12 protein-coding genes are annotated in these 12,696 nt (G+C 72.2%); 9 read left to right on the plus strand and 3 right to left on the minus strand.

Annotated elements, in window-relative coordinates:
• Positions 1-2,043, minus strand: a 2,043-nt coding sequence (locus tag FHG89_RS13745) for an amylo-alpha-1,6-glucosidase (RefSeq protein ID WP_139584771.1), incomplete at its 3' end; no start/stop codon positions are given.
• A 172-nt stretch (positions 2,044-2,215) separates the two neighbouring features.
• Here FHG89_RS13745 and FHG89_RS13750 point away from each other — a divergent pair.
• The 4 genes from FHG89_RS13750 (at position 2,216) to FHG89_RS13765 (ending at position 6,522) form a co-directional block, all read left to right on the plus strand.
• On the plus strand, positions 2,216-3,178 hold the full coding sequence (locus FHG89_RS13750) for a LacI family DNA-binding transcriptional regulator (protein ID WP_244295422.1): 963 nt from the start codon (positions 2,216-2,218) through the stop codon (positions 3,176-3,178).
• Between the two features lie 25 nt (positions 3,179-3,203).
• Positions 3,204-4,451 (plus strand): sugar ABC transporter substrate-binding protein, encoded by a 1,248-nt coding sequence (locus FHG89_RS13755; RefSeq protein WP_139584773.1) that lies wholly within the window; start codon positions 3,204-3,206, stop codon positions 4,449-4,451.
• A 72-nt stretch (positions 4,452-4,523) separates the two neighbouring features.
• Positions 4,524-5,645, plus strand: a complete 1,122-nt coding sequence (locus FHG89_RS13760; protein ID WP_139584774.1) for a carbohydrate ABC transporter permease — start codon at positions 4,524-4,526, stop codon at positions 5,643-5,645.
• A gap of 1 nt (position 5,646) precedes the next feature.
• Positions 5,647-6,522, plus strand: a complete 876-nt coding sequence (locus tag FHG89_RS13765; RefSeq protein ID WP_139584775.1) for a carbohydrate ABC transporter permease — start codon at positions 5,647-5,649, stop codon at positions 6,520-6,522.
• 36 nt (positions 6,523-6,558) lie between these two features.
• On the opposite strand, the gene FHG89_RS13770 is transcribed toward FHG89_RS13765, so the two are convergent.
• Positions 6,559-7,134 carry a GNAT family N-acetyltransferase gene (locus FHG89_RS13770; RefSeq protein ID WP_139584776.1) on the minus strand — a complete coding sequence of 192 codons (576 nt, stop codon included), beginning with the start codon at positions 7,132-7,134 and terminating at the stop codon, positions 6,559-6,561.
• 35 nt (positions 7,135-7,169) lie between these two features.
• Between FHG89_RS13770 and FHG89_RS13775 the strand changes: the two genes are divergently transcribed.
• Positions 7,170-8,444, plus strand: coding sequence for a glycosyltransferase family 87 protein (locus tag FHG89_RS13775; RefSeq protein WP_139584777.1), 1,275 nt, complete (start codon positions 7,170-7,172; stop codon positions 8,442-8,444).
• On the opposite strand, the gene FHG89_RS13780 is transcribed toward FHG89_RS13775, so the two are convergent.
• Positions 8,343-8,894, minus strand: coding sequence for a GNAT family N-acetyltransferase (locus tag FHG89_RS13780; protein ID WP_139584778.1), 552 nt, complete (start codon positions 8,892-8,894; stop codon positions 8,343-8,345). The genes FHG89_RS13775 and FHG89_RS13780 overlap by 102 nt on opposite strands.
• A gap of 80 nt (positions 8,895-8,974) precedes the next feature.
• Between FHG89_RS13780 and FHG89_RS13785 the strand changes: the two genes are divergently transcribed.
• The 4 genes from FHG89_RS13785 to dapA all read left to right on the plus strand — a co-directional run bounded on the left by FHG89_RS13785 (position 8,975) and on the right by dapA (position 12,682).
• The gene (locus tag FHG89_RS13785; protein ID WP_139584779.1) at positions 8,975-10,204 is read left to right on the plus strand and encodes a winged helix-turn-helix domain-containing protein; all 1,230 of its coding nucleotides are present in this window, start codon (positions 8,975-8,977) and stop codon (positions 10,202-10,204) included.
• Entirely contained in the window at positions 10,194-10,787 is a 594-nt protein-coding gene (locus FHG89_RS13790) for a DUF2752 domain-containing protein (RefSeq protein ID WP_139584780.1), read from the plus strand. The genes FHG89_RS13785 and FHG89_RS13790 overlap by 11 nt, the downstream gene beginning before the upstream one ends.
• A gap of 180 nt (positions 10,788-10,967) precedes the next feature.
• Positions 10,968-11,708 (plus strand): FAD-dependent thymidylate synthase, encoded by a 741-nt coding sequence (gene thyX / locus FHG89_RS13795; RefSeq protein WP_139584809.1) that lies wholly within the window; start codon positions 10,968-10,970, stop codon positions 11,706-11,708.
• A gap of 47 nt (positions 11,709-11,755) precedes the next feature.
• Positions 11,756-12,682: a 4-hydroxy-tetrahydrodipicolinate synthase gene (gene dapA, locus FHG89_RS13800; RefSeq protein ID WP_139584781.1), complete on the plus strand. Its 927-nt coding sequence runs from the start codon at positions 11,756-11,758 to the stop codon at positions 12,680-12,682.
• Positions 12,683-12,696 lie beyond the last annotated feature (14 nt).

Below are 12,696 nucleotides of genomic sequence, written 5' to 3' on the forward strand. Positions count from 1 at the left end.
ATCGTCGGCAGCGTCAGATGTGTATAAGAGCCAGACCGTGACAGTCACCGGGGTGCCGGCCACGCGGAGGCCGTTGACCGCCACGGCACCCAGTTCGACTCCGGCCAGCGGGGTCAGCTGGACCGTTCCACCCGGCACGTTCGGGTAGAGCCCGGTGGCGGCCTGGAGCAGCAGCACCGCGCCCGCGGCGGCCCACGCCTGCGGCCGGCACGCCGCAGGGTACGGCACCGGGCGGTTCACCAGTGACCGGTCGTCGCCGCCGTGCAGCTCGGGCATCCGGTAGTCGAACGCCTCGGCCGCGCTGAGCAGGCCCTCGGCCAGGCCGAGTGCGGCGTCCCGGTGCCCGGCGCGAGCCAGCCCGGCGAGCACGATCGCGGTGTCATGGGTCCAGATCGAGCCACAGTGGTACGACAGCGGGCTGAAGCCGGCGTCGTCGGTGGACATGGTCCGCAGCCCGAATCCGGCGGCGAGCGTGTCGGTGGTGAGCAGCCGGGCGACCTGGGCCTCCTCGTCGACGGTGAGCAGGCCGGTGCCGAGCAGGTGGCCGATGTTGCTGGTCAGGGAGTCGACGGGGCGCTTGTCCCGGTCGAGGGCCAGGGCGGGCTGCGGGCCGTACCGGCCGTCGACCCAGAAGCTGTCGCGGAACCGGCGGGCCAGGTCGGCGGCGTGTTCGCGCCAGCGGTCCCCGCCCGGTCGGCCGAAGGCGTCCAGCAGCGCGGCGCCGTTGATGGCGGCCTCGTGCGCGTACCCCTGCACCTCGGCCAGCACGATCGGCGCGGTGGCGAGCGATCCGTCGTGGTAGCGGACGGCGTCGCCGGAGTCCTTCCAGCCCTGGTTGGACAGCCCGTGTCCGGTGGTGTCGACGTACTCGACGAGGCCGTCGCCGTCCGGGTCGGCGTGCTCGCCGAGCCAGCGCAGCGCGGCCTCCAGGTGCGGCAGCAGTGGTTCGATCTGCTCGGCGGGCAGACCCCAACGCCAGGCGTCGTGCAGCAGGTTGACCCAGAGCATTGTGGCGTCGACGGTGCCGTAGTAGGCCGGCGGGAGGCGCAGCCCGTTCGCGGGCAGCGCGACCTCGTGCCCGCGCAGCTCGTGCAGGATCTTGCCGGGGGACTCCCCGGTGGCCGGGTCGACCCGGGTGCCCTGGCGGCGGGCGAGCACCCGCAGGGTGCCGGCGGCCAGGTCGGTGCCGAGCGGCAGCATCATCCGGGCGGCCCAGAGGCTGTCCCGGCCGAACAGGGTGAGGAACCAGGGCACTCCGGCGCCGAGGAAGACGTCCCCGGGGGCGCCGGTCTCGGCCAGCCGCAGGCCGCGCAGGTCGTCGAGGCTGCGGTCGAGCAGTCGGACGAGGCGTCGGTCGTCGGCGGTCACCTCGGGCCGGGACCACTCCGGCTCGCCGGCCGGGCCGACGACGACGGCGCGCGGGTCCTCGACGCTGAGCTGCCAGCGCAGCACGGTGTCGCCGCCGCCGGGGGGCAGCTCGACCGGCCAGGTCAGCCGGGGTGCGGTGGCCCGTTCGCCGCTGGCGAGCACGTGGGCGCCCGGTGCGGTGACGGTGACGGTGATGCCGTCCGCCGCCCAGCTGAGCACGTCCGGCTGGCCGGTCTTGGCCTCCAGCGGTGCGGCGGCGCCACCGGACTTGACCATCTCGATGGGTGCCAGGTCGCAGCCGAGGTCGACGCTGACGGTGGCCCGTACGCCGACCGTGGCGGTGGAGACGATCCGCAGCTCCTCGGTGAGGCCGTTACGGGTGGCCCGGCGGAGTCGGTCGACGCGGACGGTGGGGTCGGGGGCGGGGTCGCCGAGCCAGCGGGCCAGGCCCACGAAGCGCGCGCCGTGCGGGCCGTCGTCGCCGCGCGTCAGCCCTTCCAGCTCCCGGTCGTCGACCCGTAGCTCGGCCCGCGCGAGCACCCGGGCGTCGGCGTGGAAGACGCCCTGGACGCCGGTCGGGCGGATCTGCCCGGTCGCGTCCCCGAGTGCGCTGGTAGGGGCCAGGACGACCCCCACCAACTCGTGCAGGAGGGGTTGCAGCTGGCGTTCGATCACGGTGTGGCTCCAGATCCTCGGGGTGCGGGACGCACGTCTTGACAACGCGCCCGTGGCGGTGCAAAGTGCGAAACATTCCAGAAACTTGAACGATCCAATCCTGCCTTATCCAGATTGGATCGTTCAAGACGGCGAGAGGGATTCAGTGCCCGAAAAGGTGACCATAGCGACGGTGGCCCGGCACGCCCGAGTGAGCCGGCAGACGGTGTCCAACGTGCTCAACGCCCCGCACATCGTGCGGCAGGAGACCCGCCAGCGGGTCGAGGACGCGATCAACGCGCTCGGCTACCGGGCCAACCAGGCGGCCCGACAGATGCGAACCGGCCGATCCCGGCTGATCGCCGCCCGGATCGAACCGACCCGCGACGGCATCAACGGCTCCGTGCTCGACCGCTTCCTGCACGGCCTCACCGAGACCGCCGACGCCGCCGGCTACCGCGTGCTGCTCTACACCGCCCCCGACGACGACCGGGAGATCGCCACCTACGGTGACCTGCTCGGCACGTACGAGCTGGACGCGTTCGTGCTGGTGGGCACCAAGTACGGCGACCCACGTACCGAATGGCTCGCCGACCGGGACGTGCCGTTCGTGACGTTCGGCCGGCCATGGGACGCGCTCGACGCGCATCCCTGGGTGGACGTCGACGGCGCCGCCGGCACCGCCCAGGCCACCCGACGCCTGCTGGACGCCGGCCACCGACGGATCGCGTTCATCGGCTGGCCGGCCGGCTCCGGTGTCGGCGACGACCGGCGCGCCGGCTGGCACGACACCCTCCTCGCGGCCGACGTCGACCCGACCGGGTTGCACCGGGAGACCGAGGACGGCATCGCCGAGGGCGAACGTCTCATGCGCGACCTGCTCGTCGCCGCCGCGCCGACCGCCGTGGTCTGCGCCAGCGACTCGCTCGCCCTCGGCGCCCTCCAGGCCGTTCGCGGCACCGAACCGCCGGTGTCGGTGATCGGCTTCGACGACACACCGGTGGCCGCGGCGGTCGGGCTGACCAGCGTCAGCCAACCGCTCGGCGAAGCCGCCGCCCGCTGCGTGGACCTGCTCACCGGCGTCCTCGACGGCAACCACGAGAGCCCTCCTCCCGTGCTGCTCCAGCCCTCGCTGGCACTGCGGCACACCGCGTAACCCCCACCCCCAACAGGAGAAACCCATGGCACCTCGAACCCTCACACGGGCGGCGGTGGCCGGCCTCGCCGCCGTCGCCCTGCTCGGCTCCGCGGCCTGCGGCAGCGGCTTCGACGACTCCGGCGACGCGGCCCAGTCCAGTGGCCCGGCCAGCCTCCAGATCCTGATTGGCTCGTCCGGCGAGGCCGAGACCAAGGCGGTCCAGGACGCCGCGGCGAAATGGGCCAGCAGCTCCGGCAACACCGCCACGGTCACCCCGGCGCAGGACCTCACCCAGCAGCTCGGCCAGTCCCTCGCCGGCGGCACCCCGCCGGACGTCTTCTACGTGGACGCGGCCCGGTTCGCCGACTACGCAAGCGTCGGCGCCCTGGAGCCGTACGGGGACAAGATCAGCAACTCGGGCGACTTCTACGAGAGCCTGCGCACCACGTTCACGTACGACGGCAAGCTCTACTGCGCGCCCAAGGACTTCTCCACCCTGGCGCTCCAGATCAACACGGACCTGTGGGCCAAGGCCGGACTGACCGACGCCGACGTGCCGACCACCTGGGACCAGCTCACCGCGACCGCGCAGAAGATCAAGGCCAAGGGGCAGGTCCCGCTGGCTCTCGGCGACACCCGGGACCGGATCGGCGCCTTCCTGGTGCAGAACGGCGGCTGGCTGCTGAGCAAGGACGGCAAGCAGCCGACCGCCGACACCCCGGAGAACCTGGCCGCCCTCCAGTACGTCAAGTCCCTGCTCACCTCGGGCCTGGCCAAGTACCCGAAGCAGCTCGACGCCGGCTGGTCCGGTGAGGCGTTCGGCAAGGGTAAGGCCGTGATGACCATCGAGGGCAACTGGATCAAGGGCGCGCTGCAGAACGACTTCCCGAACGTGAAGTACAAGGTGGTGGCGCTGCCGGCCGGCCCGAAGGGGCAGGGCACGCTCTCCTTCACCCAGTGCTGGGGCATCGCGGCGAAGAGCAAGTACAAGGACCAGGCGATCACGTTCGTCGAGGCGATGACCAGCGGCGAGCAGCAGATGAGCTTCGCCAAGGCGTTCGGTGTCATGCCGTCCCGCCAGTCGGTGCGCGACCAGTACACCTCCGCGTTTCCGGCGGACAAGGTGTTCGTCGACGGCGCCGCGTACGCCCAGGGGCCGGTGAACACTCCGAAGATGGACAGCGTCCTGAAGGACCTCGACACCGGTCTGCAGGGCCTGACCAACGGCGACCCGAAGACCGTGTTGCAGAACTTCGACAAGAACGCCAAGGCGGCGCTCGGCGGCAGCTGAGGTGACGGCGGGGGTCCCGGCGACCAGCGGGGCCCCCGCCGCACGTCGGCCCGAGAGAAGAGGGGAGGGGAGATGGCAACCGAGACACTGACCGCCGCGTCGACCGCGCCCGGGACGAGCCCTCGCCGGCGCCGGGGCGGAACCCGCGGCAACGAGAACCTCGCCGGGTGGCTCTTCGTCGCGCCGGTGATCGTCATCCTGGGGCTGTTCCTGCTGCTGCCGATCCTGATGGCGCTCTGGGTCAGCCTGACCGACTGGAACGGCCAGGGCAGCCCGTTCACCGGCGACGTGCCGTTCGTCGGCGCGCACAACTACACCCAGTTGTTCACCGAGGACGGGCTGGCCCGCCGCGACTTCATGACCAGCATCCGCAACAACATGTACTACGTGGCGATCGTGGTGCCGGCGCAGACCGTGCTCGCGCTCGGCCTGGCGCTGGTCGTCAACAACCGGATGCTCAAGGGCAAGAGCTTCTTCCGCAGCGCCTTCTACTTCCCCTCGGTCACCAGTTCCGTCGCGATCAGCGTGGTGTTCCTGTTCCTGTTCGCCAACTCCGGCGCGGTCAACGCGCTGCTCGGCTTCCTCGGGATCGACGGCCCGGAGTGGTTCGCCGACTCCCGTGGCCTACTGCACCTGCTCTTCGGCGCGGTCGGCGTCGACTCGCCGCCGGCGGCCCTGGCCGACGGCGGCCCGTTCGGGCTGACCTGGTGGGACTGGCTGGCCGGCCCCAGCGTGGCGATGATCTCGATCATCACGTTGGTCGTCTGGACCACCTCCGGCACGTTCATGCTGATGTTCCTGGCCGGGCTCCAGAACGTCCCGGTGGCGCTGGACGAGGCGAGCACCCTCGACGGCGCGTCCCGCTGGCAGCGGTTCCGCCACGTCACCCTGCCGATGATCAGGCCCACCACGTTCCTGGTGCTCACCCTCGGCCTGATCGGCTCCTGGCAGGTCTTCGACCAGGTGTACGTGATGAGTCAGGGCGACCCGGCCAAGACCACCGTCACCCCGGCGTACCTGTCGTACCGGACCGCGTTCCGGGACTTCGACTACGGCTCCGGCGCGGCGATCTCGTTCGTCCTGTTCCTGATCATCATCGTGCTCACGCTGATCCAGCGCCGGGCGCTGGCCGAGCGGGACACCGACCGGCCGCGCCGCGGCTGGCGGCGTCGACGCGTACCGGAGAGGTCCTGAGATGGCCGTTCCGACCGACCGCCCGGCGGGGCGCGACCACCGCGCGGCCCGCACGCTGGCCACCCGTTTCCTGGGGTACGCCACGCTTGTCTTCTTCGGGTTGGTGTTCCTCTACCCGTTCGTCATCCAGATCGGCAACTCGCTCAAGACCGAGTCGGACGCGGCGGCGAACCCGCTCTCGCCGTTTCCGGACCCGCTCAGCCTGGCCGGCTTCGAACGGATCTTCGCCGGCACCAACTTCCCGCTCTGGCTGGGCAACTCGCTGCTGGTGACGGTGCTGGTCACCCTCGGGCGGGTGTTCTTCGACTCGCTCGCCGGGTACGCGTTGGCCCGGCTGCGATTCCGGGGTCGCGGCGGACTGTTCGCGGCCGTCATCGCGGTGATGGCGGTGCCCGGCGTGGTGCTGCTGATCCCGAAGTTCCTGGTGCTCAACCAGCTCGGCATCTACAACAGCTACGCCGGTCTGGTGGTGCCGCTGCTGGCCGACGCGGCGGGCGTGTTCATCATGAAGCAGTTCTTCGAGTCGATCCCGGTGAGCGTGGAGGAGGCCGCCCGCATCGACGGGGCGAGCATCTTCCGTACCTTCTGGTCGGTGGTGCTGCCGATGGCGAAACCGGCGCTGATCACCCTGACCATCCTGTCGTTCCAGGGCTCGTGGAACGAGTTCCCGCACAGCCTCGTGTCGGTGCAGGACCCGGACCTCTTCACCCTGCCGCGCGGCCTGGCCGACCTGGTCAGCGGCTCCCTGGGCAGCGGCACCCAGTACCCGCTCAAGCTGGGCGCCGCGCTGCTCGCCACGATCCCGGTGGCGATCATCTTCGTGGTGTTCCAGCGGTACTTCGTCCGCGACGCCAACGACGGCTCGGACAAGGGCTGACCCGGACCGGTGCGGCGGCCCGGGCCGCCGCACCGGTCACTCGACCTTCTCGGCCGGAACTCCCACGTGCAGGCGGACCTGCGGCACCAGCATGTCGTCGACGTCCAGCGCCCGGGCCGCGCCGTCGGGCTCCCACCCGGTGCTGGTGAGGAACTTGCGGGTCGCCTCGTCACCGTCGAACGCCCAGGCCACCGCCCGTCCCATCCCGTCCTCCCGCCACAGGTCCACGGTGGCGGCGAGCAGTCGACTGCCGTGCCCCCGCCGACCCCAGCGCGGCTCCACCAGCAGGTCGGTCACGGCGGCCACGTCCGGGCCGAGCGCGTCGGCCGGCTCGCCTGGCGCCAGTGCCTCGGCGTCGGCCGGGCCGGAGGCCGCGAACCCCACCAGATACGATTGCTCGGCCTGTTCGACGGCGACCAGCACCCGGTGCGCGCCCGAGGGCGGCTCCAGCACCGCGGCGCTCCACCGCCGGGCGAGGAACGCCTCGTCCAGGTTGTCGAGCACATGCCGAGGAAGGATCCGGCGGTACGCGACCCGCCAGGTCGCGAGCTGGATGCGTGCGATCTCGCCGGCGTCCTCGGGACGCGCCGGGCGGACGTACCCGAGAGCCATGGGACGGAAGCCTACGCAGGGCCAGGGAGGCGACGGTGGCGCAGGGTGCCAACAGGACGGCCGCGCAGGTCGTGGGCGTGGTGGCGCTCGCCGCGGCGGTCACCGCGTTCCTCGCCGTCGCGGCCGTACGGCACGGCTTCTTCGACCTGAAGGTCTACTACGGCGCGTTGACGTGGTGGGTGCACGACGGCGGGGAGATCTACGACTACCTGAAACCCAACACCCAGTACGGCTTCACCTATCCGCCGTTCGCCGCGCTGGTCATGCTGCCCATGGCGTACCTGCCGTGGTCGGCCGCGATCGTGGTGAGCGTGCTCGCCAGCGTGGTCACCACCACCGTCCTGATCTGGTGGCTGGTCGACCCGATCGCCAGGCGCGCCGGCTGGACCCGGTGGTTCGCCCTCGCCGTGGCGCTCTGCCTGGCCGCCGCGTTCGAGCCGATGCGGGAGACGGTCAACTTCGGTCAGGTGAACACGCTGCTGCTCTTCCTGGTGGCGGTGGACCTGCTGCGGCTGCTGCCGGCCGGCAACCGCTGGGCGGGTGTGGGGATCGGCCTGGCCACCGCGATCAAGCTGACGCCTGGCATCTTCATCGTCTACCTGCTGGTCACCGGGCGGTGGCGCGCGGCGCTGACCGCCAGCGGCACGGCCGCCGGGGTGTCCCTGCTGGCCGGTGCGCTCTTCCCGGACGCGTCCCGGGAGTTCTGGACCGAGGCGCTGTGGAACACGGGCCGGGTGGGCGAGCTGGCCTTCGTGTCCAACCAGTCGCTGCGCGGGGTGGTCGCCCGGCTCGACCCGCAGCACCCGAGCACCCTGCTGTGGCTGCTGCTCGTGCTCGGCACCCTGGCGCTCTGGGCCTGGCGGTCCCGGGCGGCCGTCGCGGCGGGTGACGAGGCGACCGGCCTGGCGCTGACCGGCGCCGTGATGTGCCTGGTCAGCCCGGTCACCTGGGTGCACCACCTGGTCTGGCTGCTGCCCGCGCTGATCCTCCTTGTCGACAACGCGATGGCCGCGCCCGCCGGCCGCCGCCGGCGCGTCCTGCTCGCCGCCGTGACCATCGGGTACGTGCTGCTGATCAGCCGGACCGTGTGGGTCTGGGAGAAGGACTTCACAGGCGTCGACGGCTTCCTGGGCAGCAACGCCTACGTCTGGATCAGCCTCGCGCTGCTGGCCTTCCTGCCGATCCGCCGGTGGCTGACCCCGGGCGGGTCACCCGTCGAGACGTCCGGCGTACCGCAGCTCGACCAGCCCGACCGGCCCGCGCCCGCCGGCGAGCGGCACCTGGTAGGTCGACCGCTCACCGTCAGGTGACAGCCCGACCCGTTCGCAGAACCGGCGGGCCCGCTTGTTGTCCGCCAGCACCCACAGCCGGTAGCCGGTCCAGCCCCGCTCGCTGAGCCCGACGCGGGCGGCGTCGAGCAGGGCGGCGGCCGTCCCGTCACCCCAGAACGCCGGCTCGACGTAGAGCGCCAGCACCTCGCCGACCGCCGGGTCCAGGTCGTCCCGGTCCTGGTTGCGGCGGTACGGCCCGAAGGTGGTGAAGCCGACGACCAGCCCGTCCACCTCACCGAGCAGGGTGGTGAACGGGTGTTCCGGGTCGGCGGTGCCGACGTCCCGGCGGCGCTGCGCCCAGGCCACCACGTTGAGCCGACCGAGCACCTCGTCCGGCATGAAGCCGGCGTAGCCCGCCTGCCAGCCGTGCACGTGCACCCGGGCGACCGCCTCGGCGTCGTCCGGTTCCTCCCGGCGGATGGTCAGCATTGCACCGTTCTATGCCCCGATGACGGTCCGAGTCCAGCTTCCCGCACCGGCGTCGTACCGATGATTTAGGGTCGCCGACGATGGCCGCACCGGAATCACTCTCGCTCGCCCAGGCCCGCCGGGTGGCGCTCGCCGCCCAGGGCTTCGCCGACCCGCCGCCGACCGGCGTGCCGACACGCCGGCACCTGCGCCGGGTCCTCGACCGGGTCGCCCTCATCCAGATGGACTCGGTAAACGTGCTGCAACGCGCGCACTACCTGCCGCTGTACAGCCGGCTCGGCGCGTACCCGACGACCCTGCTCGACCAGGCCGCCTACCGTCGCCCACGGGAGCTGTTCGAATACTGGGGTCATGAGGCGTCGCTGGTCCCGGTCGGGCTGCACCCGATGCTGCGCTGGCGGATGGCCCGGGCGCACAGCGAGTCCTGGGGCGGCATGCGGCGCATCGCGCAGGAGCAGCCGGAGCTGGTCGCCTGGGTACGCGACGAGGTGGCCGCCCGGGGTCCGCTGACCGCCGCCGAGATCGAGCACGACGCGCCCCGCGAGACCGGCAACTGGGGTTGGAACTGGTCGGCGGTCAAGCGCGCGCTGGAGTTCCTGTTCTGGGCCGGCGAGGTGACCGCCGCGGAGCGCAGCACCTCCTTCGCGCGCCGCTACGACCTGCCGGAGCGGGTGCTGCCGGCGGCCGTGCTGGACGCGCCGACCCCTACCGACGCCGAGGCGTACCGGACGCTTGTGGCCCTTGCCGCGCGGTCGCTGGGGGTGGCCGCCGAGCCGGAGCTGCGCGACTACTTCCGGCTGCCGCTGGCCGGCGCCCGGCAGGCCGTCGCGGAGCTCGCCGAGGCCGGTGAGCTGGTGCCGGTCACCGTGGCCGGCTGGCGGCAGCCGGCGTGGCTGCACGCGTCCGCCCGGCTGCCCCGCTGGATCCGGGCCAACACGCTTGTCAGCCCGTTCGACCCGCTGATCTGGGAACGGGCCCGCACCGAGCGGCTCTTCGACTTCAGCTACCGGATCGAGATCTACGTTCCGGCGCCGCAGCGGGTCTACGGCTACTACGTGCTGCCCTTCCTCCAGGGCGACCGGTTCACCGCCCGGGTCGACCTGAAGGCCGACCGCAGGGCCGGGGTGCTGCTGGTCCCGGCCGCCTGGCTCGAACCGGGCGCCGACCCGGGGGAGACCGCGGTGGCGCTCGCCGCCGAGTTGTACCGGCTCGCCGGCTGGCTCGGCCTGGACGCGGTGGCGCCGCCCGCCGCCGGCGACCTGGCCGGTCCGCTGGCCGCCGCGTTGGCCGGCGTGTCCGGTGTACCGTGAGCGCGTGACGAGCGTTCCGGGACCGGTCGACCAGCCGCAGCCCGCACCGGGGGCGGTCCACACGTTGCCGGCGGACGCTGCCGCCGGCCCGGCGGGTTGGCCGACGCCCCCGCCGGGTGGATACCCGGCACCGGAGCCGGATCGGCTCACCCGCTTCGTGCTGCGGCTCTACGAGCGTTCGCCGCGCTGGGCGGTGCCCCTGGCCGCCGTCGGCTGCGTCGCTGCCGGCATGAGCTACGCGCTGCTCAGCAACCCGACGTACGCCGACCCGGACGCCGCGCCGACCTGCCTGCTCAAGCTGACCACCGGCCTGGACTGTCCGGGCTGCGGTGGCACCCGCGCGCTCTGGTACGTGCTGCACGGCGACCTTCCGGCCGCCGCCCGACACCACTTCCTGTTCGTCTTCGCGCTGCCGTTCCTCGCGTACCTCTTCGTGGCCTGGGCGGGAAGCCAGGCGTTCGGTTGGCGGATGCCCGAGCTGCGGATCAGCTCCAAGGTCATCGGCGGCTTCCTGGCCGCGTGGCTCGCCTTCTCGGTGCTGCGCAACCTGCCCTGGGCGCCGTTCACGTCGCTCTACGTCTGAGCCGGCTGCACCCCCGCCCCGCCAGTCCCGCCCGACGGGCGGTTCGCGCCGGTGGCCTCTCCGCGGCCCGGCCGGCACCTGTAGTTCGAACGCTTCGGAGCTGAGTGATCGACATTGCAGGGGGCGTGCCTGAGTTGGGCCGGGAGGGGCCGCGCCACTACAGTCCCAGGAATGCCGGAGATGGTGCAGCCCCAGGTCAAGTTGATCGCGTGGACCCAGTTCGCGGCCCCGGACGACGTGCCGTGGTCGACCGACGCGGAGGGTGGCCAGGCGCTCGCCGAGTTCGCCGGCCGGGCCTGCTACCAGTCGTGGAAGAAGCCGAACCCGGCGACCGCCACAAACGCCGGCTACCTGGCGCACATCCTGGAGGTCGGGCACCTGTCGGTGCTGGAGCACGGGTCGGTGACCTTCTACTTCACCGGGGTGTCCCGTTCGTTCACCCATGAGCTGATCCGGCACCGGCACTTCTCGTACTCCCAGCTCTCCCAGCGTTACGTCCCCGAGCGCGACGCGGCAATGGTCGAGCCGGCGGTCATCGCGGACGACCCGGAGCTGCACAAGAAGTTCACCGAGGCCGCCGAGGCCAGCGTGCGGGCGTACACGGAGTTGCTGGAGGGGCTGGAGCAGCGGTTCTCCGACGAGCCCAACCCGACGCTGCGCCGCAAGCAGGCACGGCAGGCGGCCCGCGCGGTGCTGCCCAACGCCACCGAGACCCGCATCGTGGTCACCGGCAACTACCGGGCGTGGCGGCACTTCATCGCCATGCGGGCCACCGAGCACGCCGACGTGGAGATCCGTGAGCTGGCCGTGGAGTGCCTGCGCCAGCTCCAGGGGATCGCCCCGAACGTGTTCGCCGACTTCGTGATCTCGACGCTGCCGGACGGCACCGAGGTGGCGGCCAGCCCGCACGAGGCGTCCTGAGGCCTTCCCCGGCGGGCGCCGGCTGGTCGTCCGCTAGGTTGGAGGGTATGACGCACGACCACCCTGACGCTTCGGCCCGGCCGGTGTCCCGCCCCTTCGGCCGGATGCTCACGGCCATGGTGAGCCCGTTCACCCCCGACGGCTCGCTCGACCTCGACGGCGCCGCCCAGCTGGCGAGCCACCTGGTCGACGAGCAGGGCAACGACGCGCTGGTGGTCAACGGCACCACCGGCGAGTCGCCGACCACCAGCGACGCGGAGAAGGAACGCCTGATCCGGGCCGTCGTGGAGGCCGTCGGTGACCGCGCCAAGGTGGTCGCCGGTGTCGGCACCAACGACACCCGGCACACCATCGAGCTGGCCGCCGCCGCCGAGAAGGCCGGCGCGCACGGTCTGCTGGTGGTCACCCCGTACTACAACAAGCCGCCGCAGAGCGGGCTGCTGCGGCACTTCACCGCGGTGGCCGACGCCACCGGCCTGCCGGTGATGCTGTACGACATCCCGCACCGCTCCGGCGTGCCGATCGACACCGAGACGCTGGTCCGGCTCGCCGAGCACGGCCGGATCGTCGCGGTCAAGGACGCCAAGGGCGACCTGACCGCCACCAGTTGGGTGACCAGCCGGACCGCCCTCGCCTTCTACTGCGGCGAGGACGCGCTCACCCTGCCGGCGCTGGCCGTCGGGTCCGTGGGCGTGGTCGGCACCTCGACGCACTTCACCGGGGCGCTGACCGCACAGATGATCGAGGCGTACGACGCGGGGGACATGCCGGCCGCGCTTGCCCTGCACCGGCGGCTGCTGCCGCTGTTCACCGGCATCTTCCGCACCCAGGGCGCCATCCTGGTGAAGGCCGGCCTGGCGTCGCTGGGCCTGCCGGCCGGCCCGGTGCGACCCCCGCTCGTGGACGCCACAAACGACGAGATCGCCCAGCTGCGCGCGGACTTCGCGGCAGCGGGCCTGGAGCTGCCCGAATGATCGAACGACACGAT

Origin of the sequence: Micromonospora orduensis (assembly GCF_006228125.1) — a bacterium.
In the GTDB taxonomy this organism is placed as follows: Bacteria; Actinomycetota; Actinomycetes; order Mycobacteriales; family Micromonosporaceae; genus Micromonospora; species Micromonospora orduensis.

Excerpts from the sequence above, each read along its gene's own strand:
- FHG89_RS13755 (WP_139584773.1), top strand. The coding sequence starts at position 3,204 with ATGGCACCTCGAACCCTCACACGGGCGGCGGTGGCCGGCCTCGCCGCC.
- FHG89_RS13760 (WP_139584774.1), top strand. The coding sequence starts at position 4,524 with ATGGCAACCGAGACACTGACCGCCGCGTCGACCGCGCCCGGGACGAGC.
- FHG89_RS13765 (WP_139584775.1), top strand. The coding sequence starts at position 5,647 with ATGGCCGTTCCGACCGACCGCCCGGCGGGGCGCGACCACCGCGCGGCC.
- FHG89_RS13770 (WP_139584776.1), bottom strand. The coding sequence starts at position 7,134 with ATGGCTCTCGGGTACGTCCGCCCGGCGCGTCCCGAGGACGCCGGCGAG.
- FHG89_RS13780 (WP_139584778.1), bottom strand. The coding sequence starts at position 8,894 with ATGCTGACCATCCGCCGGGAGGAACCGGACGACGCCGAGGCGGTCGCC.
- FHG89_RS13785 (WP_139584779.1), top strand. The coding sequence starts at position 8,975 with ATGGCCGCACCGGAATCACTCTCGCTCGCCCAGGCCCGCCGGGTGGCG.
- thyX (WP_139584809.1), top strand. The coding sequence starts at position 10,968 with ATGGTGCAGCCCCAGGTCAAGTTGATCGCGTGGACCCAGTTCGCGGCC.
- dapA (WP_139584781.1), top strand. The coding sequence starts at position 11,756 with ATGACGCACGACCACCCTGACGCTTCGGCCCGGCCGGTGTCCCGCCCC.